This is a genomic window from Variovorax frigidus (assembly GCF_051216515.1).
Lineage (GTDB): Bacteria > Pseudomonadota > Gammaproteobacteria > Burkholderiales > Burkholderiaceae_C > Variovorax.
Genome location: NZ_JBPJZF010000003.1, coordinates 486,425 through 506,993, shown reverse-complemented (window position 1 = coordinate 506,993; position 20,569 = coordinate 486,425). Strand labels below are relative to the sequence as shown.

Annotated in this window: 18 protein-coding genes; 7 read left to right on the top strand and 11 right to left on the bottom strand. The window is 67.3% G+C overall.

The genetic code is table 11. The features are described from left to right. Positions 1–15 precede the first annotated feature (15 nt). A complete protein-coding gene (gene trxA / locus ACSFBC_RS11695) occupies positions 16–348 on the top strand; it encodes a thioredoxin TrxA (protein WP_183023723.1) in 333 nt (110 codons plus the stop codon). A 178-nt stretch (positions 349–526) separates the two neighbouring features. Beyond that, the gene (gene rho, locus ACSFBC_RS11690; RefSeq protein WP_219219852.1) at positions 527–1,792 is read left to right on the top strand and encodes a transcription termination factor Rho; all 1,266 of its coding nucleotides are present in this window, start codon (positions 527–529) and stop codon (positions 1,790–1,792) included. Positions 1,793–1,922: 130 nt separating this feature from the next. Here rho and ACSFBC_RS11685 read toward each other — a convergent pair whose 3' ends face one another. Next, on the bottom strand, positions 1,923–2,981 hold the full coding sequence (locus ACSFBC_RS11685; protein ID WP_435510486.1) for an oxidoreductase: 1,059 nt from the start codon (positions 2,979–2,981) through the stop codon (positions 1,923–1,925). 163 nt (positions 2,982–3,144) lie between these two features. On the opposite strand from ACSFBC_RS11685, the gene ACSFBC_RS11680 reads away from it, so the two are divergent. From ACSFBC_RS11680 to ACSFBC_RS11670, 3 genes are all read left to right on the top strand, one after another. Beyond that, a complete protein-coding gene (locus ACSFBC_RS11680; protein WP_435510485.1) occupies positions 3,145–3,414 on the top strand; it encodes a type B 50S ribosomal protein L31 in 270 nt (89 codons plus the stop codon). Positions 3,415–3,496: 82 nt separating this feature from the next. Further along, entirely contained in the window at positions 3,497–5,233 is a 1,737-nt protein-coding gene (locus ACSFBC_RS11675; RefSeq protein ID WP_435510484.1) for a hypothetical protein, read from the top strand. After that, entirely contained in the window at positions 5,230–6,609 is a 1,380-nt protein-coding gene (locus ACSFBC_RS11670; RefSeq protein ID WP_435510483.1) for an MATE family efflux transporter, read from the top strand. The genes ACSFBC_RS11675 and ACSFBC_RS11670 overlap by 4 nt, the downstream gene beginning before the upstream one ends. Here the strand turns inward: ACSFBC_RS11670 and phoR are convergent. From phoR to pstS, 7 genes are all read right to left on the bottom strand, one after another. Then, positions 6,554–7,906 carry a phosphate regulon sensor histidine kinase PhoR gene (phoR, locus tag ACSFBC_RS11665; RefSeq protein ID WP_435510482.1) on the bottom strand — a complete coding sequence of 451 codons (1,353 nt, stop codon included), beginning with the start codon at positions 7,904–7,906 and terminating at the stop codon, positions 6,554–6,556. The two genes, ACSFBC_RS11670 and phoR, sit on opposite strands and share 56 nt — an antisense overlap. 41 nt (positions 7,907–7,947) lie before the next feature. Beyond that, positions 7,948–8,640 (bottom strand): phosphate regulon transcriptional regulator PhoB, encoded by a 693-nt coding sequence (phoB, locus tag ACSFBC_RS11660; protein ID WP_183023730.1) that lies wholly within the window; start codon positions 8,638–8,640, stop codon positions 7,948–7,950. A 133-nt stretch (positions 8,641–8,773) separates the two neighbouring features. After that, positions 8,774–9,475 carry a phosphate signaling complex protein PhoU gene (phoU, locus tag ACSFBC_RS11655; protein WP_183023731.1) on the bottom strand — a complete coding sequence of 234 codons (702 nt, stop codon included), beginning with the start codon at positions 9,473–9,475 and terminating at the stop codon, positions 8,774–8,776. Positions 9,476–9,484: 9 nt separating this feature from the next. Next, positions 9,485–10,264, bottom strand: coding sequence for a phosphate ABC transporter ATP-binding protein PstB (gene pstB / locus ACSFBC_RS11650; protein ID WP_435510481.1), 780 nt, complete (start codon positions 10,262–10,264; stop codon positions 9,485–9,487). Between the two features lie 8 nt (positions 10,265–10,272). Next, on the bottom strand, positions 10,273–11,157 hold the full coding sequence (pstA, locus tag ACSFBC_RS11645) for a phosphate ABC transporter permease PstA (RefSeq protein WP_435510480.1): 885 nt from the start codon (positions 11,155–11,157) through the stop codon (positions 10,273–10,275). After that, positions 11,154–12,236 carry a phosphate ABC transporter permease PstC gene (pstC, locus tag ACSFBC_RS11640; protein WP_435510479.1) on the bottom strand — a complete coding sequence of 361 codons (1,083 nt, stop codon included), beginning with the start codon at positions 12,234–12,236 and terminating at the stop codon, positions 11,154–11,156. The genes pstA and pstC overlap by 4 nt, the downstream gene beginning before the upstream one ends. 18 nt (positions 12,237–12,254) lie before the next feature. Then, positions 12,255–13,298: a phosphate ABC transporter substrate-binding protein PstS gene (gene pstS / locus ACSFBC_RS11635; protein ID WP_435510478.1), complete on the bottom strand. Its 1,044-nt coding sequence runs from the start codon at positions 13,296–13,298 to the stop codon at positions 12,255–12,257. A gap of 217 nt (positions 13,299–13,515) precedes the next feature. Between pstS and ACSFBC_RS11630 the strand changes: the two genes are divergently transcribed. Beyond that, the gene (locus ACSFBC_RS11630) at positions 13,516–15,027 is read left to right on the top strand and encodes a Ppx/GppA phosphatase family protein (RefSeq protein ID WP_435510477.1); all 1,512 of its coding nucleotides are present in this window, start codon (positions 13,516–13,518) and stop codon (positions 15,025–15,027) included. Between the two features lie 33 nt (positions 15,028–15,060). Here the strand turns inward: ACSFBC_RS11630 and ACSFBC_RS11625 are convergent, their stop codons facing one another. The 3 genes from ACSFBC_RS11625 to ACSFBC_RS11615 are packed head-to-tail and all read right to left on the bottom strand — an operon-like array spanning position 15,061 to position 18,685. Then, positions 15,061–15,522 carry a SixA phosphatase family protein gene (locus ACSFBC_RS11625; RefSeq protein WP_435510476.1) on the bottom strand — a complete coding sequence of 154 codons (462 nt, stop codon included), beginning with the start codon at positions 15,520–15,522 and terminating at the stop codon, positions 15,061–15,063. 14 nt (positions 15,523–15,536) lie between these two features. Continuing rightward, entirely contained in the window at positions 15,537–17,771 is a 2,235-nt protein-coding gene (gene ppk1, locus ACSFBC_RS11620; protein ID WP_435510475.1) for a polyphosphate kinase 1, read from the bottom strand. Between the two features lie 41 nt (positions 17,772–17,812). After that, positions 17,813–18,685 carry a GNAT family N-acetyltransferase gene (locus ACSFBC_RS11615; protein ID WP_435510474.1) on the bottom strand — a complete coding sequence of 291 codons (873 nt, stop codon included), beginning with the start codon at positions 18,683–18,685 and terminating at the stop codon, positions 17,813–17,815. Between the two features lie 142 nt (positions 18,686–18,827). Here ACSFBC_RS11615 and ACSFBC_RS11610 point away from each other — a divergent pair, with 142 nt between their 5' ends. Continuing rightward, on the top strand, positions 18,828–20,510 hold the full coding sequence (locus ACSFBC_RS11610; protein WP_435510473.1) for an FAD-dependent oxidoreductase: 1,683 nt from the start codon (positions 18,828–18,830) through the stop codon (positions 20,508–20,510). Positions 20,511–20,569 lie beyond the last annotated feature (59 nt).

Below are 20,569 nucleotides of genomic sequence, written 5' to 3'. Positions count from 1 at the left end.
TCACAAGGAAAAATCATGGCAAGCGATCTCATCAAACACATCTCCGACTCTTCCTTCGAAGCCGACGTGCTCAAGTCCGGCAAGCCCGTGCTGGTGGACTACTGGGCCGAATGGTGCGGCCCCTGCAAGATGATTGCGCCGATTCTCGACGAAGTCTCCAGCACCTACGAAGGCAAGCTGCAGATCGCCAAGATGAACGTCGACGAGAACCGCGACATCCCCGCCAAGTTCGGCATCCGCGGCATCCCCACGCTGATGCTGTTCAAGGATGGCCAGTTGGCCGCCACCAAGGTCGGCGCGATGAGCAAGGCGCAACTGACCGCCTTCATCGATCAGCAGCTCGCCTGAGTCGCCTCCAATCGACGGCCGTCGCGCAATGCGACGGTCGTCCTGTTTTTCCTGTCATAATCTCCTGCAGATCACCGGCCCGCCCGGTTTGAGTTCCCCGGTTCGTGAGGCAGTTCTCGCCTCTCCTGAAACCTCCCCCCAGTTTTCCGTTCGATACCGCCCCGCGAGGGGTCGCTCCATGCACTTAAACGAACTCAAGGCACTCCACGTGTCTGAAGTCCTCAAGCAGGCCGAAGCCCTTGAGATCGAAAACGTCGGCCGCATGCGCAAGCAGGAGCTGATGTTCGCGATCATCAAGAAGCGCGCGAAAGCCGGCGAACAGGTCTTCGCCGATGGCGTTCTCGAAATCCTGCCCGACGGCTTCGGTTTCCTGCGCAGCCCCGACACCAGCTTCACCGCCAGCACCGACGACATCTACATTTCGCCGAGCCAGGTCCGACGCTTCAACCTGCACACCGGCGACATGGTCGAAGGCGAAGTGCGCACGCCCAAGGATGGCGAACGCTACTTTGCATTGACCAAGCTCGACAAGGTCAACGACGGCCCGCCCGAGCAGAACAAGCACAAGGTGATGTTCGAGAACTTGACGCCCCTGTTCCCCAAGGAACAGATGAAGCTCGAGCGCGACGGCATCAAGAGCGACGAGAACATCACCGGCCGCGTGATCGACATCATCGCCCCCATCGGCAAGGGCCAGCGCGCCCTGCTGGTGGCACCGCCCAAGAGCGGCAAGACGGTGATGATGCAGCACATCGCGCATGCGATCAGCGCCAACTACCCCGACGTGCACATGATGGTGCTGCTCGTGGACGAGCGCCCTGAAGAAGTGACCGAAATGCAGCGTACGGTGAAGGGCGAAGTCATTGCCTCGACCTTCGACGAGCCCGCAGCGCGCCACGTGCACGTCGCCGAGATGGTGATCGAGCGCGCCAAGCGCCTGGTCGAACTCAAGAAGGACGTGGTGATCCTGCTCGACTCGATCACCCGCCTCGCCCGCGCCTACAACAACGTCGTGCCCTCGTCGGGCAAGGTGCTGACCGGTGGTGTGGACTCCAACGCCCTGCAACGGCCCAAGCGCTTCCTGGGCGCCGCGCGCAACGTGGAAGAAGGCGGCTCGCTGACCATCATCGGCACCGCGCTGATCGACACCGGCAGCCGCATGGACGAAGTGATCTTCGAAGAGTTCAAGGGCACCGGCAACTCCGAAATCCACCTCGACCGCCGCCTGTACGAAAAGCGCGTGTTCCCGTCGATCCAGCTCAACCGCAGCGGCACGCGCCGTGAAGAGTTGCTGCTCGCACCGGAAATCCTGCAGAAGACCCGCATCCTGCGTCAGCTCATGTACAACATGGACGAGATCGAGTCGATGGAGCTGATGCTCAAGAACATGAAGGCGACGAAGACCAATGTCGAGTTCTTCGACATGATGCGTCGCGGCGGCTGACCGAAGCCCGCCCCTGAGTTGGCTCACTTCGTGCAGCCAGTTCCCCCTCAAGGGGGCAACACCAGCGGCCCGGCAAAGCCGGTTCCGCGGTGTTCCACCAACGAAAGCCCGTCTCTTCGACGGGCTTTTTTCATGGCGAGAGTGCTCGGCCTTCGCGGGCGCTGCGCGTGCCGAGGTCGAGCAGTTCCATCAGGACCACAGCCTCCTCAGGCGTCACGGGGTTGAGGCCGCGGCCAAGGATCGCATCGCGCACCGCGGCGTAGTAGTCGACGTAGTTGCCGCGGCGGTTCGGCACGCTGCTGTCGCGCACCCAGTTCTCGATCGCCATCACCTTGAGGTCGCCGGGGAGCGGATCGACGCCCCAGTCCTCGCCGCCCGGACGTCCGCCGGCGCGCAGCGCATCCTCCTGCGGATCGACGCCGTGCTTCACATAGCTGCCGCGCGTGCCGTGCACGAGATAGCGCGGCGCCGCATGCGCGGCCAGCGTCGTGGCATGCAGCACCACGCGCAACGGCGCATGCGGGCCGGTCTCGTAGCGCAGGACGGCGTGGAAATGGTCCTCGACCTGCGCGCCGTCGCGCAGCGCCGCGGTGTCGAGCTGCAGCGTGTCGGGTTGGCCGAAGAGCTGCACCGCCTGGTCGAGCAGATGGGCGCCCAGGTCGACCCACAGGCCCGCGCCCGGCACCGCCTGCTCGCGCCAGCGGTCGCGCACCAGCGGCCGGAAGCGGTCGAAGTGCGATTCGAAATACACCGGTCGCCCGAGCTGGCCGCTCGCCAGCAAGTCGCGCAGCGTCAGGAAGTCGGCGTCGAAGCGGCGGTTCTGGTAGACCGACAGCAGTCGCCCCTTCCCCTCGGCCAGCACCGCCAGCTCGCGCGCCTGGCCCGCATCGAGGGTGAAGGGCTTGTCGACCACCACGTGCCGGCCGGCCTCGAGCGCCGCCTTGGCGAGCGGATGGTGCTGCGCATTGGGTGCGGCGATCACCACCAGATCGATGTCGGCGCGGGCCAGCAGGGCCGTGCTGTCGGGCTCGACCGCCACGCCGGGCCAGTCGGCGCGCACCTTGGCCGGCTGCGAACTGGCCACCGCCGCCAGTTCGAGCCCGGGCACAGCCGACAGCACCGGCGCATGGAAGGTCTGGCCGGCAAAACCGTAGCCGATCAGGCCGACACGCAAGGAAGAAGAAGACATGGCAAGGGTTCTGGAGCTCGGGTGGGCCAGTATGCGATAATCACGGGCTTCGCGAAAAGTGCAGCCGGGCGCAGGGTCCGGAACCGACGCCTCGCCGACCTTTCTTTCAAGGCGGCGGACCCAGGCGGCTTGTGGCTCTCGCATCGACCCCAAAGGAAACACCATGGCAAAAGAAGGCATCCACCCGAACTACCGCGAAGTCCTGTTCCAGGACATGTCGAACGGCTTCAAGTTCGTGACCCGTTCGTGCGCGAACACGAAGGAAATGGGCAAGACCGAAGACGGCCGCGAACTGCCGCTGTTCAAGCTCGACACCACCAGCGAATCGCACCCCTTCTACACCGGCACCCAAAAGTCGGTGGACAACATGGGCGGTCGCGTGGAGAAGTTCCGCAACCGTTTCGGCAAGACCACCGGCACCGCTTCCAAGTAAGCTCGCCGCATCCAGGTCGAGGGCAGCCCGGTTTACCGCGCTGCCCTTTTTCTTTTCGACAACACTGCCACCGCCACTTCCGTTGAGCCAACCCACGCCTGCCATCGTTGCCCAGAGCGCCGTGCGCCGTCTGCCGCGCATGGCGCTGCTGCTGCTGTGCGCCGCCTACCTGCTGCCGGGCCTGATCGGCCGCGGGCCCTGGAAGAGCGCCGACGTGACCGCCTACGGCTACATGGCCGAACTGGCGCGCAGCACCGAGGGCTGGATGCGCTGGCTCGATCCGCTGCTGCTGGGCTTGCGGCCCGAAACACCCGCACTGATTCCCTACTGGCTCGGCGCGCTGGCCATCAAGATCGCACCGGCCTGGATCCACCCCGATCTGGCCGTGCGCATCGTCTTCGCGGGCCTGTTGTGGTGCACTTTCTCGGCCACCTGGTACGCAGCCTACTACCTGGCACGCACACCGAATGCCCAGCCGGTGGCCTTTGCCTTCGGCGGGGAGGCCCACCCCACCGACTACGCGCGCGCCATCGCCGACGGCGCCCTGCTGGCGCTGATCGCCTGCCTGGGCCTGGCCCAGCTCGGCCACGAAACCACGCCGGCGCTGGCACAGTTGTTCTTCGTCGCGAACCTGTTCTACGGCGTGGCCGCCATGCCCTATCACCGCATCGGCGCGACGGTGGCGCTGGCCATCGGAGCGATCGGACTGGCACTGAGTGGCGCCCCGACGGTCGGACTGGCGCTGGGCGCCGGGGCCGTGGCACTGGTCCTGATCGACCGGCGCCGCCATGCCCGCTCGGAGGTCGACGACGCAGCCGCCTACGCACCCAACACGGCGCTCACGATCGCAGTCGTGGCGCTGCTCGCCGCCGGCCTGGTCATTGCGCTGGGCCTGTGGCACTGGCAGATCGCGCTGCCGGGCCAGCATGCGGGCAAGACCCTGATCGCCGACCTGCGCAGCCAGGGCAAGCTGCTGCTGTGGTTCACCTGGCCGGCCTGGCCGCTGGCCCTGTGGACGCTCTGGCGCTGGCGCCGGCAGCTGACGGAGCGCCACGTCGCCCTGCCCTTCTGGTTCGCCATCGTGCCCCTGGCAGCCACCTGGACGACCGACTTTTCCGAACGCTCGCTGCTGCTGGCACTGCCCGCGCTGGCCACGCTGGCGGCATTCGCGTTGCCCACCTTCCGCCGCAGCGCCGCGGCGCTGATCGACTGGTTCACCCTGCTGTTCTTCAGCGGTGTGGCCTTCATCATCTGGGCCTACTGGATCGCCATGCAGACCGGCACGCCACCCAAGATGGCGGCCAGCGTCGCGCGCCAGATCCCGGGCTTCGTGCCGCAGTTTTCCTGGCTCACCCTGTTGTTCGCACTGGCCGCCACGCTCGCCTGGTGCTGGCTGGTGCGCTGGCGCACCGGACGTCATCAGGCCGCGCTCTGGAAGACGCTCGTGCTGCCCGGCGGCGGCGCCGCCCTCTGCTGGCTGCTGGGCACCACGCTGTGGCTGCCGGCGCTCGACCATGCCTGGAGCTACGCACCGCAGGTGCGCGCGATCTCGGAGCGCGTCGGCTCGGCGCCCTGCGTCGCCACGCTCTCGCTGAGCCGGCCGCACATCGCGGCCCTGCGCTACCATGGCCATTTCGAACTGCTTCCGCTGGACACCTCGGGCCACGGCACCGACGCCTGCCCCTGGCTGCTGGTGAGTCCGGACGTGGTCAGTCGCAGCAACGCCATCGACTTCAAACAGTGGCGCCTGTCCGGCACGGTGCGGCGCCCCACCAGCGCCAACGACGACATCCTGCTGTTCCAGCGCATCACGCCGTGAAGAGCGAGCGGCAGCGCATCGCACGGCTGGCCGGCACCGTGCTGGCAGGGCAATTCGCGGCGATGGCCTTCGGCGTCACCGACACCATCGTGGCCGGCCGCTACGCGCAGGATGCGCTGGCATCCCTTTCGGTCGGCGCCGCCGTCTATGCCAGCGTGTTCGTGTCCCTGATGGGTGTGCTGCAGGCGCTGCTGCCGGTGTGGGCCGAACTGCACGGCGCGCAGCGCTCGGCCGACGTCGGCCGTTCGGTGCGGCAGTCGCTCTACCTCTGCGGCATCGCCATGGTGCTGGGCATGGCCGTGCTGCTGATGCCGGGCGCGCTGCTGCGCTGGACCGACGTGCCCGATGCCATGCGTGACGCCGTCGAGTCCTATCTGACGGTGCTGGCCTTCGCACTGCCGCCGGCCCTGCTGTTCCGGCTCTTCGGCACGCTGAACCAGGGCCTGGGCAAGCCGAAGCTGGTCACCTGGGTGCAGCTCGGCTCGCTGCTGTTCAAGGTGCCGCTTTCGATCTGGTTCACCTTCGGCGGCGCGGGCCTGCCCGCGATGGGCCTGGTGGGCTGCGCCTGGGCGACGCTGATCGTCACCTGGGCCGAGCTCGTGCTGGCCGTCTGGCTGTTGCGCACCCAGTCCTTCTACCGCAGCTACGGGCTCTGGGCGCGCATGGAAAAGCCGGACTGGGCGCAGTTGCGCCGCTTCGCGCAGCTGGGCGTGCCGGGCGGTCTGTCGATGCTGGTCGAGGTCACTTCCTTCACGCTGATGGCGCTGTTCATCGCGCGGCTGGGCACGGCCGCTTCGGCCGCGCACCAGATCGCATCGAACCTCACCGCCGCCGCCTACATGGTGCCGCTGTCGCTCGGCATCGCGACCAGCGCGCGCGTGAGTTACTGGCTGGGCGCCGGCGACGCGGCGCTGGCACGACGCGCCTGTGCCCGAGGCTTCGAACTGATGCTGCTGTGCGCGCTCGTCGTCGCCACGCTGATGGCACTGCTGCGCTGGCAACTGGCCGGCATCTACTCCGACAATGCCGCGGTGATCGCGGTGGCCGCCGGCCTGCTGCTCGCGACGGCCGTCTACCACCTGGCCGATGCGGTGCAGACACTCTGCGTCTTCGTGCTGCGCTGCTACCGCGTGACGGTCATGCCGCTGCTGCTCTACTGCGCCTTGCTGTGGGTGGTGGGGCTGGGTGGCAGCTACCTGCTGGCCTATCGCGGGCTCGGGCCCTGGGAGGCCATGCAGTCACCGCTGGCCTTCTGGCTGATGAGCGCCGCGGCGCTGGCACTGACCGCACTGCTCTTCGTCGCGCTGCTCTGGCACACGCTCAGGCGGTCACGGCAGGCACACCCGCCGCTGGGCGCGCCGGCCGCAAGCGCGTGACCGGGAACAGGATCGCGAAGCGCGAACCCTTCCCCACGGTGCTTTCGATGCGCAGTTCGGCACCATGGCGCTGTGCGATGTGCTTGACGATCGCAAGGCCCAATCCGGTGCCGCCGGTCTCGCGCGAACGGCTGCGGTCGACCCGGTAGAAGCGCTCGGTCAGCCGCGGCAGATGCTCCTTGGCGATGCCCGGCCCGCTGTCGCGCACCGCATACTCGGCGCGGCCGTCGGGCAGCAGACGCCAGCTCACCGCGACCTCGCCGCCGCCCGGCGTGTAGCGCACCGCATTGCTCAGCAGATTCGACATCGCGCTCTGCAATTCGGTCGGCACGCCGGCGATTTCCAGATCGCCCTCGACGATGAACGACAGCCGATGCCCGGCCTGCGGCGCGAGCCGGCTCGACAGGCCACGCCCCTCGTCCTCGCATTGCGCCATCAGCGCGCGGACACGTGTCCACTGCATCAGCGTGGGGGCCGCGCTGCCCTCGAGGCGCGACAGCGTGAGCAGGTCATTGACCAGCGTCTCCATGCGGTGCGATTGCTGCGCCATCAGCGCCAGGTAGCGTGCGCGCTCCTCGGCATCGAGCGGCAGGTTCTGCAGCGTCTCGACGAAGCCGGCCAGCACGGTCAGCGGCGTGCGGATCTCGTGCGAGACGTTGGCCACGAAATCGCGCCGCATCGCCTCGGCCTGCTCCAGCGCCGTGATGTCGCGGGTCAGCAGCATGCGGCGGTTGCCGGCATAGGGGTGCACCTGCACCGACAGGCGCAGTGCATGGCCGCTCTGGCCGCGCGCATGGGTGGCGTCGATCACCACGTCGCGGCTGTAGTTCCAGGAGGCCAGGTAGGCCACGAAGCCCGGGTCGCGCACCAGGTTCGCCAGGTGCTGCAGCACATCGCGCCCGGAATCGATGCCGAAGTGCGATGCCGCGGTCTGGTTGCACCATTCGATGCGGCCCTGCTCGTCGAGCAGCACCACGCCATTGGGCGAGGCCTGGATCGCCGCGAGGAATTCCTGCAGCCGTTCCTCGGCCTGACGGGTCTGCTGCTCGCGTTCGCGCAGCAGTTTGCGGAAGCGTTCGGCCAATTCACCCCAGACGCCGACACCGCGCGCCGGCAGGCCGCTGCCACCCTGGCGCAACACGGCGAGCAGGCGGCCGGCGCGCCAGGCGTCGAGCGCCAGCCACAGCAAGGCGCCGATCCAGGCGCCCCAGCCGACGAAATGCCAGCCGAAGAACCATTGCGCGAGCCCCGCCGCGACGGCGGAGGCCATCAGGAAGGTGGCGATGCGAAAAGGCATGGCGCGCGATTATCCGCCGCGGCCGCGAAGCGCGAGACGCCTCACACCGTGGCTTGGGCGGTCAGGCGGTAACCGGCGCCGCGCACGGTCTCGACCATCGGCGCAGCGGCGCCCAGCGACTCGCGCAGGCGCTTGACGTGCACGTCGACCGTGCGTTCCTCGATGTAGACGTGATCGCCCCAGACCTTGTCGAGCAGTTGGGCGCGGCTGTGAACGCGCTCGGCGTGCTGCATCAGGTAGCCCAGCAGCTTGAACTCGGTCGGGCCGACCTTCAGCGGTGCGCCTTGCCAGGTCACGCGGTGGGTCGCGGTGTCGAGCGCCAGCTCGCCGATCTCGACCCGTTCCGCCACGGCCTCGGGCGCGCGCCGGCGCAGCACGGCGCGGATGCGCGCCAGCATCTCCTGCGTGGAGAAGGGCTTGGTGATGTAGTCGTCGGCACCGGCATCGAGGCCGGCCACCTTGTCGGGCTCGTCGCCACGCGCCGTGAGCATCAGGATCGGGATCGCCTTGGTGCGCGGGTCCTTGCGCCATTGGCGCGCGAGCTGCAGGCCGCTCTGGCCCGGCAGCATCCAGTCGAGCAGGATGAGGTCGGGCAGGAAGGCGTCGATTTCGCGCTGGGCCGACACGCCGTCTTCCGACCAGATCGGCTCGAAACCGTTGTGGCGCAGGTTGACGGCGATCAGTTCGGCGATCGACGACTCGTCTTCGACGATCAGGACGCGGGGTTTCTTCATGGATATCGATTGTCGGGTGTGCGCCAGGTCTTTGCCAGGGACATCGTGGATCCGGCTCCGCCGGTCCACGGATGTCGCCCCCGGCCGGGGGTTGGCGAAGCGGCACGCAGTGCGCGCAGCCTGGGGGCGAACGTCATTGCAGTGCAGCTTCGATGTCGTTCATCGAAGTGTGCCGCACGTCGGCGCCCTTGACGATGTAGATGATGAACTCGGCGATGTTCTTCGCATGGTCACCGATGCGCTCGATGGCCTTGGCCAGGAACAGCAGGTCCAGGCTCGCCGAGATGGTGCGGGGGTCTTCCATCATGTAGGTGACCAGCTTGCGCACGAAACCGTCGAACTCCTTGTCGATCAAGTCATCGTCCTTGAGGATCGACAGTGCCGCGGCGGTGTCGAGCCGTGCGAACGCGTCCAGTGCCTTGCGCAGCAGGCCCGAGGCCATGTCGGCGGCGATGCGCAGGTCGGTCGAGGGCAGCGCACGCGCCGATCCGCTCTCGATGATCGACTTGACCATCCGCGCGATCTTGTTGGCCTCGTCGCCCACGCGCTCGAGGTTGGCGGTGGTCTTGGAGATGGCGATCAGCAGGCGCAGGTCGCGCGCGGTCGGCTGGCGGCGCGCGATGATCGACGACAGCTCGCGGTCGATCTCGATTTCCATCGCGTTCACGCGGTGCTCGGTTTCCATCACGCGGTCGGCCGCTTCGGGATCGAACTGCGCCAGCGCATAGACCGCCTGGTGGATCTGCGACTCGACCATGCCGCCGAGCTCCATCACGCGCGACGAGACGCCGTTGAGTTCGCTGTCGAACTGGCTGGAAAGGTGCTTCTCGGTCATGGTGACTCCTTAGCCGAAACGGCCCGTAATGTAGTCCTCGGTCTCTTTGCGCTGCGGCTTGAAGAACATCTGCTCCGTCGCGCCGAACTCGATCAGGTCGCCCAGGTACATGTAGGCGGTGTAGTCGCTGCAGCGGGCGGCCTGCTGCATGTTGTGGGTCACGATCACCACGGTGTATTCGCTCTTCAGCTCGGCGATCAGCTCCTCGATCTTGGCGGTCGAGATCGGATCGAGTGCCGAGCACGGCTCGTCGAGCAGCAGCACTTCCGGCTTGATGGCGATGCCGCGTGCGATGCACAGGCGCTGCTGCTGGCCGCCGGAGAGGCCCGAGCCACTCTGCTGCAGCTTGTCGCGCACTTCGGTCCAGAGCGCGGCCTTCTTCAAGGCCCATTCGATGCGGTCGTCCATGTCGCTGGCGCTCAGGTTCTCGAACAACTTCACGCCGAAGGCGATGTTGTCATAGATCGACATCGGGAAGGGCGTCGGCTTCTGGAAAACCATGCCGATCTTGGCGCGGATCAGCGCCACGTCCTGCTTGGAGGTCAGCAGGTTCTCGCCGTCCAGCGCGATCGTGCCTTCGGCGCGTTGTTCGGGGTACAGCTCGAACATGCGGTTGAAGGTGCGCAGCAGCGTCGACTTGCCGCAGCCCGACGGGCCGATGAAAGCCGTGACCTTGTTCTCCGGAATCTCCAGATTGATGCCCTTGAGGGCGTGGAACTTGCCGTAGTAGAAGTTCAGGTCCTTGACCGAGATCTTGGAACGCGCGGGTTGCGAAAGAATGGCGGACATGGGGGCTTTCAGAGCTTGTTGCGCGTCAGGACGCGCGCCAGGATGTTGAGGGCAAGCACGGCGACGGTGATCAGGAACACACCGGCCCAGGCCAGCTGTTGCCAGTTCTCGTACGGGCTCATCGCGAACTTGAAGATCGTCACGGGCAGGCTGGCCATCGGCTGGGTCACATCCGAGGTCCAGAACTGGTTGTTGAGCGCGGTGAAGAGCAGCGGCGCCGTTTCGCCGGCGATGCGCGCCACGGCCAGCAGGATGCCGGTGACCACGCCGGAGCGTGCCGCACGCAGCGTGATGCTGATGATCACCTTCCACTTCGGCGTGCCCAGTGCATAGGCCGCCTCGCGCAGGCCCGGCGGCACCAGTTGCAGCATGTTCTCGGTGGTGCGGATCACCACCGGAATCACGATCAGCGCCAGCGCCAGCGCACCGGCCAGGCCGGAGAAGCTCCTGAAGTAGGCCACGACGACCGCGTAGACGAACAGGCCGATCACGATCGACGGCGCCGACAGCAGGATGTCGTTGACGAAGCGCGTCACGTTCGACAGCCAGCCCTTGGGGTTGTATTCGGCCAGGTAGATGCCGGCCATGATGCCGATCGGCGTGCCGACGAAGGTGGCCATGGCCACCATCACGACCGAGCCGAAGATCGCGTTGGCGATGCCACCGACCTCGTTGGGCGGCGGTGTCATCTCGGTGAAGGTCGCGATCGCCAGACCGCCGATGCCCTGGCGCAGCGTCTCCCAGAGGATCCAGACCAGCCAGAACACGCCGAAGGCCATGGCGGCCAGCGACAGCGTGAGCGCGATCTGGTTGACCCGCTTGCGGCCGGCGAACTTCGCGGCCCGGGTTTCGTCGAGCGACTTGATGCTCAACAGGCGTTCTGCGGTGGTCATGCCTTGGTTCCTTCGCTCTTCTTCATGCGTTGCAGCAGCAGCTTCGACAGTGCGAGCACGACGAAGGTGATGAAGAACAGCACGAGGCCGAGGTACATCAGCGCGGCCTGGTGCAGGCCCGCGCCGGCTTCGGCGAATTCGTTGGCCAGCGCCGAGGTGATGCTGTTGGCGGCCTCGAAGACCGACAGCGACTTGAGCTGGTTGGCGTTGCCGATCACGAAGGTGACCGCCATCGTCTCGCCCAGCGCCCGGCCCAGGCCGAGCATGATGCCGCCGACCACACCCGCCTTGGTGTACGGCAACACCACCTTGGAGACGACCTCCCAGGTGGTGGAGCCCAGACCGTAGGCCGATTCCTTGAGCAGCGGCGGCGTGACTTCGAACACGTCGCGCATCACGGCGGCGATGAACGGAATGATCATGATGGCCAGGATGATCCCGGCCGACAGGATGCCGATGCCCACTGGCGGGCCCGACACCAGCGCGCCCAGGAAGGGCACGCCGTCAAAAAGCTTTTGCAGCGGTTGCTGCACATAGGTCGACAGGATCGGACCGAACACCAGGAGGCCCCACATGCCGTACACGATCGAAGGCACGGCGGCCAGCAATTCGATCGCGGTGCCGAGCGGGCGCTTGAGCCACGCGGGCGACATCTCGGTCAGGAACAGTGCGATGCCAAAGCTCACCGGGACCGCGATCACCAATGCGATGAACGAGGTGGCGAGCGTGCCGTAGATCATCACCAGACCGCCGTACTCGTCCTGCACCGGATCCCAGGTGGTGCTGGTCAGGAAGCCCAGGCCGTACTTGGTGATCGCGGGCCAGGCGCCGACGATCAGCGAAAGCAAAATACCGATCAGCATGACCAGCGTCAGCAGGGCTGCGCCCTTGGCCAGCATGCCGAACACTCTATCGGTCGCAGCACCGGTGCGTGGGCGCTTGGCCGGCGGCGGGGTGGCGGAAGCGCGGGCACGCTCGGCCGCGAGGTCGAGCGTCTGGGCGTTGGCGGGGAAGGTGGATGACAAGGGTCGCTCCGGCAATGGGGAAGGCGGCGCGTCGTCGAGCAGATGGTTGCTCATGCGACGCGCCGGTGGACCTTACTTGGCGACGGCGACGGACTTGCCCGACGCGTCCTTGATGCTGTCGTTCCAGGCCTTGGCGATCGAGGTCTTCACGACGTCGGGCATCGGCACGTAGTCCAGGTCTTCGGCCGTCTTGTCACCGCTCTTGTAAGCCCAGTCGAAGAAGCGCAGCACGCTGGCCGCGTTCGCGGGCTTGTCCTGCACCTTCTGCATCAGGATGAAGGTCGCGCCGGTGATGGGCCATGCGCCCTTGTCGGCCTGGTTGGTCAGCACCTGGTAGAAGGTCTTGTTCCAGTCGGCGCCGGCAGCGGCGGCCTTGAAGGCGCTGTCGTCGGGCGACACGATGGTGCCGGCGGCGTTCTGCATCTGCGCGTACGTCATCTTGTTCTGCTTGACGTAGGCGTACTCGACGTAGCCGATCGAGTTCGGCAGTTGCTTCACGAAAGCGGCGACGCCTTCGTTGCCCTTGCCGCCCGTGCCCAGGGGCCAGTTGACGGCCGTGCCTTCACCGACCTTGCTCTTCCACTCGGCGTTGACCTTGCTCAGGTAGTTGGTGAACAGGAAGCTGGTGCCCGAACCGTCGGCGCGGCGCACCGGTGCGATGGTGGCATCCGGCAGAGCCAGCGAACCGTTCAGTGCCTTGATGGCCGGATCGTTCCACTTGGTGATCTTGCCCAGGTAGATGTCGCCCAGGACCTGGCCGTTGAGCTTGAGTTCGCCCGGCTTGATGCCGGTGATGTTCACGACCGGGATCACGCCGCCGATGACGGTGGGGAACTGCATCAGGCCCTTGGCTTGCAGCTCTTCGTCCTTCAGGGGCGCGTCGGAGGCGCCGAAATCGACGGTCTTGGCTTCGATCTGCTTCAGACCGGCACCCGAACCGACCGACTGGTAGTTCACCTTGACGCCGGTGGCCTTGTTGAAGTCCGAAGCCCACTTGGAGTACAGGGGTGCGGGGAAGCTGGCGCCGGCGCCGGTCACGTCTTGCGCGAAGGCGGGTGCGTGGGCGAAAGCGGCAGCCACGAGGCTGGCTGCTGCAAATTTGATCGTCGTTTTCATGAGGCTTCCTTTGTGAAGTTCAGCAATCCCGGGTTGGGGGTTGCCGCGAACTTTAGAAAGCTTGTGTGACATCGATGTGACACCTCTTCTCCCAATGAAAAAGGCCTCCGGCACGCTGTGTTCATGTGACGTCGTCACAGAATCGTCACGATTGGACACCCCCGTCCCGGCTACCATCGGAGCCCGACATTTCCCAGCGACCGCCTCTTATTTCTCCATGCAAAACGGCACCCTCCTCGCTGCGGTCGATCTCGGCTCCAACAGCTTTCGTCTTGAAATCGGTCGGGTCGACCACGGGCAGATCCACCGCATCGAATACCTCAAGGAGGTCGTGCGCCAAGGCGCCGGACTCGACAGCGCACGCAACCTGACGCCCGAAGCCATGCAGCGCGGCTGGGAGGCGCTGGCGCGTTTCGGCGAGCGGCTGGCCGGCTTCAAGCGCTCGCAGGTCAGGGTGGTGGCCACGCAGACGCTGCGCGAAGCCCGCAACCGCGACGAGTTCCTGCTGCGCGCACGCACCGTGCTGGGCTTCGGCATCGACGTGATTCCGGGCCGCGAGGAAGCGCGCCTGATCTACCAGGGCGTGGCCCACATGCTGCCCCACAACGACGTGTCGGACCGCGAGCGCCGGCTGGTGATCGACATCGGCGGCCGCTCGACCGAGATGATCATCGGCCGCGCGCTCGAAGCGCAGGTCATGGAGTCCTACCGGGTAGGCAGCGTGGCCTGGTCGCTCAAGCACTTTCCGCAGGGCCAGTTCACCGCGCCGGCCTTCCGTGCGGCCGAGGTCGCGGCCAAGGCCGTGCTCGACGACGCCCTCTCCAGCTACGGCGCCGGCCACTGGGACGTGGCCTATGGCGCGTCCGGCACCATCGGCGCGGTGGGCGACGTGCTGGCGGCCTCGGGCGCCAAAGCCGGCGTGGTGACGCGCGAGGGGCTCGACTGGCTGCTCGATCGCCTGCTCAAGGCCGGCAGCGTCGAGAAGCTGCGCATGGACGGCATGCGCGAGGACCGCAAGGCCGTGATCGGCGGCGGCGTGAGCGTGCTGCGCGCGGTGTTCGACCTGCTCGACATCCGCGAGATGAAGATCGCCCAGGGCGCACTGCGCCATGGCGTACTGTATGAATTGCTGGAGCGCGACGACAGCGTGGCCGACCTGCGCGCCGCCACCGTGGCGCGGCTGGCCACCCGCTTCGCCACCGACGCGGCGCAGGCACGGCGGGTCGGCGAGACGGCGGCCTCCTTGTACGTGCAGCTCGATCCGGCCGCTCGCGCCGGCGGAACCAGCCGCGCCGGCCGCGCGCTGCGCAAGCTGGGCTGGGCGGCGCAGCTGCACGAGATCGGTGCGCTGATCTCGCACAGCGACTGCCACAAGCACGGCGCCTACATCCTCGACAACGTCGATGCGCCGGGCTTCGCCTCCAACGAGTTGCACCACCTGAGCCAACTGGTGTTGGGCCACCGCGGCAAGTTGCGCAAGATCGAGACGGCACTGGAAGACGACATCTTCGCAGCGCAGTTGCTCGCACTGCGCGTCGCGGTGATCCTTTGCCATGCACGGCGCGACCCGGAACCACAGGCGCTGCGGCTCGCGCGCAGCGATGCGCGCACTTTCAGCGTGAGCCACCGCGCCGATTGGGCCGATGCATTTCCGCAGTCGGCCCATCTGTTGCGCGAAGAAGTGCTGGCTTGGCAGAAGACCGGCTGGAAGGTCGTGATCGGCAGCTGAGCGCGAGCACCTGGGCGCCGCAGCGCCCTGCCCCTACATCAGTTCGGGCGCCTGCACCGTGACCACGACGGTCTGCACGTCGCCATCGCGCTCGCGCGTGCGGATCCACCAGACCGCGCCCTTGCGCACCGGGCAACTGTCGTGCGACATGCCCAGCAACTGCGCGATCGCCTGGCCCAGGCCGGGCTGATGCCCGACCACCAGCACCACCGACTTGCCGTTGGGCCAGCCGGCAGCGGCCAGCAGCGCCTCGGGCCCGGCGTCGGGGGCGAGGTCGTCGCGCAGTTTGTACTTGCGGTCGAGTGCCATCACGGTCTGCTCGCAGCGCCGCGCGGGGCTGCTCACGACGCGGGTGCCATCGGGCAACTGGCGATCGAGCCAGCCCGCCATGCGCTTGGCCTGCTTTTCGCCGCGCGAGGTCAGCGCACGCTGCATGTCGTCGCAGCCTTCGGTCCAGTCCTCGGCTTCGGCGTGGCGCCAGAAGATCAAGTCCATTGAAGCGTTCTCCTTCAGTTGCGCACACGGCCCAGGCCGCGCGATGCATAACGTCCCATCAGCGCGGTCTGTGCACCGTGCGCCTCGATGCTGCGCGATGCGCCTTCCTCGCCCGGATGCGTGTCGCCGTGCACGCGGCGGTACACGCCGTCGGCACCCAGGTCCCAGGCATCCTGCCCGTCGTGCAGGTAGGCCACCAGGCATTCGTCGATCAGCCGCTGGCGCAGCCCGGGATCGGTCACCGGCCAGGACAGCTCGATGCGCCGCATCATGTTGCGGTTCATCCAGTCGGCGCTGGAGAGATAGAGCGACTCGTCCTGGCCGTTGCGGAAATAGAAGACCCGCGAGTGCTCGAGGAAACGCCCGATCACCGAGCGCACCCGGATGTTGTCGGTCAGCCCCGGGACCTGCGCCGGCAGCGTGCAGGCGCCGCGCACGATCAGGTCGATGCTCACGCCCTTCTGCCCGGCCCGCACCAGCGCATGGACCAGCGCCTCGTCGGTCAGCGCATTCATCTTGGCGACGATGCGCGTGGCCTCGCCTTGCTCGGCGGCCACCCCCAGCGCGTCGATCTGCGCCACCAGGTTGCGGTGCAGGTCGAAGGGCGCGAGCGACACGCGGTTCAGTTTCGGCAGCCGGCTCTGGCTGGCCAGGTGCACGAACAGCGCCTCCATGTCGGCCGTCAGCAGCGGGTCGGCCGTGAGGTGGCTGATGTCGGTGTAGAGCGCCGAGGTGCGCGGGTTGTAGTTGCCGGTCGACAGGTGCCCGTAACGCTGCAGGCGCTTGCCTTCGCGGCGTGTCACCAGCAGCATCTTGGCGTGGGTCTTGAGACCGACCACGCCGTACACGACCTGGGCGCCGATCGACTCGAGCATCTCGGCCCAGTTGATGTTGGCTTCTTCGTCGAAGCGGGCCTTGAGCTCGACCACCACGGTCACTTCCTTGCCGCGCCGCACCGCCTCGCGCAGCAGGTCCATCAGCACCGAATCCGCGCCGGTGCGGTAGATGGTCTGCTTGATGGCCAGCACTTGCGGATCGAGCACCGCCTCGCGAAGGAAGGCGAGCACGCCGTCGAAGCTCTCGAAAGGCTGGTGGATCAGCACGTCGCTGCGCTGCAGGCGATCGAAGAAGGACTGCCCCGGCGACAGCGTGACCGGATATGAAGCCTTGTAGGGCGCGAAGCGCAGCGCCTTGAACTGGGGCTCGTCGAGCAGGTCGATCAGTTGCGTGAGCCGCGCCAGGTTGACCGGGCCGTGCACCCGGTACAGCGACTGCGGCGGCAGGTTGAATTGTGCGAGCAGGAAGCTGGCCAGCGACTCGGCGCAGCTGGCCGAAACCTCGAGCCGCACCGCCTGCCCGTAATGCCGGTGCTCGAGGCCCTGGCGCAGCGCGGTACGCAGGTTCTTGACGTCTTCCTCGTCGACCGCCAGGTCCGAATGCCGCGTGACGCGGAACTGCGAGAAATCGCCGACCTCGCGGCCCGGGAACATGCTGGACAGGTGCGCACGCACGATGCTCGAGAGCGCCACGAACAGCGTCTTGCCACCCGACACCTTGGCCGGCATGCGGACCAGCCGCGGCAGCACGCGCGGCACCTTGAGGATGGCGATCGGGTTCTCGCGGCCGAAGGCGTCCTTGCCGCCCAGGCGCACGATGAAGTTGAGCGACTTGTTCGCCACCTGCGGGAAGGGATGCGAAGGATCGAGCCCGACCGGGATCAGCAATGGCCGCACTTCGCGTTCGAAGTAGTCGTGCACCCACTTGCGCTGGGCCGGGTTGCGCTCGCCGTGCGAAATGATGTGCACGCCGTGCTGTGCAAAGGCCGGCATCAGCTCGTCGTTGTAGAGCGCGTACTGGGTATCGACCAGCGTGTGCGCGATCTCGGCCAATCGCTCGAAGGAAGCGACCGTCTCGTTGCCCTTGGCCTCGCCGAGGCTGGCCGCGATCAGGTGGGGCGCGGCGCGAACTTCGAAGAACTCGTCGAGGTTCGACGACACGATGCACAGGTAGCGCAAACGCTCGATCAGCGGCACTTCGGCGCGCTGTGCCCAATTGAGCACGCGCTCATTGAAGGCCAGGATGCTGTGGTCGCGGTCGAGCAGGGTCAGTGCGGGGCGTGAGGGCGCCGCATCGATGGCGGCTGGCGTTTCGGCCGGAGAGGCCTGTTTGGGCAACATGATCACAGATTCTGACGCAAGGACTGGGGGCGCCGCTGTCAGCGGAGATGTGACAGTGTCGAATGCCTTCATGACATTTTCGTGACGCTGTCACATGACACCGAAAGTCTCGGTCAGTTGCCCAGGAAATGCTTGCGGTAGCGCGGCGGCAGGTCATCGATGCGCATCAGCATCGGCAGGTCGGCGGTATTGAAGTCCGGATCCCAGGCCGGCGCGCCCAGCACCTTGGCGCCCAGGCGCAAGTAACCCTTGATCAGCGCCGGGGGCTCCACTGCGAGTTCGCTGTCGAGCCGGTCGACCGGCAGCGCCAGGCGCGGCTGCACCTGGTACTGGATCGGCGCCATGTGCGTGACCGACAGCTGGCGCCAGATGCTGGCCGCGGCATCGCCATTGCGCGCACCTTCATGACACATGGGGATGCTGGCGCAGCCGATCATGGTGTCGAGCTTGTTGCGATGCATGAACGCGGCCAGCGCACCCCACAGCGCGAGGATCACGCCGCCCTGGCGGTGGTCGCGGTGCACGCAGCTGCGGCCCAGTTCGACCATGCGCTCGCGCAGGTCGCGCAGCCGGGTCAGGTCGAACTCGGTGTCGCTGTAGGTGCTGCCGATGCGGCGTGCCTGGGCCGGGGTCAGCACGCGGTACGTGCCGATGACCTGCTCGGTTTCTTCGTCGCGCACCAGCAGGTGTTCGCAGAAGTCGTCGAACAGATCGATGTCGTGGCCTTCGAGCGGCGTGGTCAGGCGTGCGCCCATCTCGCCGGCGAACACTTCGTAGCGCAGGCGCTGGGCGGCGCGCACGTCGTCCTGGTGGCGGGCCCAGCTCACGCTGATGCCCGGGCCGGCGGCACGCGTCGGCACCGGCTGTGTCGCAGCCGGAACCACAGGCGCCGCGGACGGCACACGGGACGCCGGCGGCGCGCGCCAGAAGGCGGGGCGCGAACCGAGCTGGGAAATCGCGAACATCGGATTGGGCAGTTCTTGCATGGGGGACCCTTCGTGTTGAGCGCGAGTCTCCAGAACCCCGATGAAAGTGCCGTGTCGCTGTCATGGCAATTGCATGACGCTGCCGACCGCCCTTCTTCGTCGTCTAATGTGCGCCTGCCCCACCCACAGACAGGAGTCGCACATGGCCGACGAAGCACGAGTCGAGGTCGAAGTCGAGACCCGACGCCACCAGATGTTCCCGGTGCTGAGCGACACCGACATCCGGCGCATGCACCGCTTCGGCAGCGTGCACGGCTATGCGCAGGGCGAATGCATGTTCAGGGCCGGCGAGCCCGGCCTCGGCATGTTCGTGCTGCTGGCGGGCACCGTCGCCATCACGCAACGCGACGGTCTCGGCCACGTGGTGCCGATCGGCCGGCAGGGGCCGGGCCAGTTCATGGCCGAGATCGCCCAGCTGTCGGGCCGGCCCTCGCTGGTCGACGGCCATGCCGAGACCGTGGTCGAGGCGCTGCTGATTCCGCCCGACCAGTTGCGCGCGCTGATCGTGGCCGAGGCCGATCTGGGCGAGCGGCTGGTGCGCGCGCTGATCCTGCGCCGTGTGGCGCTGATCGAGTCCGGCGCCAGCGGCCCGGTGCTGATCGGCCCGCCCGACACCGCCGACGTGCGGCGCCTGCAGAACTTCCTGAGCCGCAACGGCCACCCCTTCCAGGTGGTCGATTCCACCCAGGACGCCGACGCGGCCGCGCTGCTCGCGCAATACGGCGAAGCCACGCTGCTGGTGGCGTGCCCCAACGGCTCGGTGCTGATGAACCCGAGCGAACTGGCGTTGGCACGCTGCCTGGGCATGGTCGACAGCGCGGTCCATGACGACCTGTTCGACGTGATCGTGGTCGGTGCCGGGCCGGCCGGGCTCGCCACGGCGGTGTATGCCGCATCCGAAGGGCTGCGCGTGATCGTGCTCGACTGCCGCTCCTACGGCGGCCAGGCCGGCGCGAGCGCGCGCATCGAGAACTACCTGGGCTTCCCCACCGGCATCTCGGGCGGTGCGCTGGCCGGGCGGGCCTATGTGCAGGCGCAGAAGTTCGGCGTCGAGATGATGATTCCGTCGGAAGTCGCGTCGCTCGACTGCAGCCGTGCATCCGAAGGCGAAATGGCCGTCCACCTGGCCGACGGGCGCCGGCTGCGCGCTCGCACCGTGGTGATCGCCAGCGGAGCGCGCTATCGCCGGCCGGGCGTGCCGCGCCTGGCAGAGTTCGAGGGTCGTGGCATCTGGTACTGGGCTTCGGCGCTCGAGGCGCGCACCTGTGCACAGCAGGAAGTCGCGCTGGTGGGCGGCGGCAATTCGGCGGGGCAGGCGGCGGTGTTCCTGTCGCAGCAGGCGGCCAAGGTCAACGTGCTGGTGCGCGGACCCTCGCTGGCGGCCAGCATGTCGCGCTATCTGATCGACCGCATCGAGGCCACGCCGAACATCGAACTGCATCCGTACACCGAGCTGGTGAGCCTGCACGGCGACCCGGCCACCGGGCTCGAGGGCGCGACCTGGCGCCATCGGCCCTCGGGCGCGGAGCACGACTGCCCCGCACGCAACATCTTCCTGTTCGTCGGCGCCGAACCCGAGACCCGCTGGCTCGACGGCTGCCAGGTGGCGGTCGATCGCAGCGGTTTCGTGCTGACCGGGCCGGCGGCCAGCGGCGGCTTTCCCGCGCGGCCGGCTGCGCCGCTCGAATCGAGCGTGCCGGGCGTGTTCGCGGTGGGCGACGTGCGCTCGGGCTCGGTCAAGCGCGTGGGCGGCGCGATCGGCGAAGGCGCGGCCGTGGTGGCGCAGATCCATCAGCACCTCGCGGCCAACGTGCATAGAACCTGAAGCCACGCGCGCAGCAGGACATTCGAGGCGCCTCTATGCTGGCGCCCTCCCTTCCCATG

Excerpts from the sequence above, each read along its gene's own strand:
- trxA (WP_183023723.1), top strand. The coding sequence starts at position 16 with ATGGCAAGCGATCTCATCAAACACATCTCCGACTCTTCCTTCGAAGCC.
- rho (WP_219219852.1), top strand. The coding sequence starts at position 527 with ATGCACTTAAACGAACTCAAGGCACTCCACGTGTCTGAAGTCCTCAAG.
- ACSFBC_RS11685 (WP_435510486.1), bottom strand. The coding sequence starts at position 2,981 with ATGTCTTCTTCTTCCTTGCGTGTCGGCCTGATCGGCTACGGTTTTGCC.
- ACSFBC_RS11680 (WP_435510485.1), top strand. The coding sequence starts at position 3,145 with ATGGCAAAAGAAGGCATCCACCCGAACTACCGCGAAGTCCTGTTCCAG.
- phoR (WP_435510482.1), bottom strand. The coding sequence starts at position 7,906 with ATGCCTTTTCGCATCGCCACCTTCCTGATGGCCTCCGCCGTCGCGGCG.
- phoB (WP_183023730.1), bottom strand. The coding sequence starts at position 8,640 with ATGAAGAAACCCCGCGTCCTGATCGTCGAAGACGAGTCGTCGATCGCC.
- phoU (WP_183023731.1), bottom strand. The coding sequence starts at position 9,475 with ATGACCGAGAAGCACCTTTCCAGCCAGTTCGACAGCGAACTCAACGGC.
- pstB (WP_435510481.1), bottom strand. The coding sequence starts at position 10,264 with ATGTCCGCCATTCTTTCGCAACCCGCGCGTTCCAAGATCTCGGTCAAG.
- pstA (WP_435510480.1), bottom strand. The coding sequence starts at position 11,157 with ATGACCACCGCAGAACGCCTGTTGAGCATCAAGTCGCTCGACGAAACC.
- pstC (WP_435510479.1), bottom strand. The coding sequence starts at position 12,236 with ATGAGCAACCATCTGCTCGACGACGCGCCGCCTTCCCCATTGCCGGAG.
- pstS (WP_435510478.1), bottom strand. The coding sequence starts at position 13,298 with ATGAAAACGACGATCAAATTTGCAGCAGCCAGCCTCGTGGCTGCCGCT.
- ACSFBC_RS11630 (WP_435510477.1), top strand. The coding sequence starts at position 13,516 with ATGCAAAACGGCACCCTCCTCGCTGCGGTCGATCTCGGCTCCAACAGC.
- ACSFBC_RS11625 (WP_435510476.1), bottom strand. The coding sequence starts at position 15,522 with ATGGACTTGATCTTCTGGCGCCACGCCGAAGCCGAGGACTGGACCGAA.
- ppk1 (WP_435510475.1), bottom strand. The coding sequence starts at position 17,771 with ATGAAGGCATTCGACACTGTCACATCTCCGCTGACAGCGGCGCCCCCA.
- ACSFBC_RS11615 (WP_435510474.1), bottom strand. The coding sequence starts at position 18,685 with ATGCAAGAACTGCCCAATCCGATGTTCGCGATTTCCCAGCTCGGTTCG.
- ACSFBC_RS11610 (WP_435510473.1), top strand. The coding sequence starts at position 18,828 with ATGGCCGACGAAGCACGAGTCGAGGTCGAAGTCGAGACCCGACGCCAC.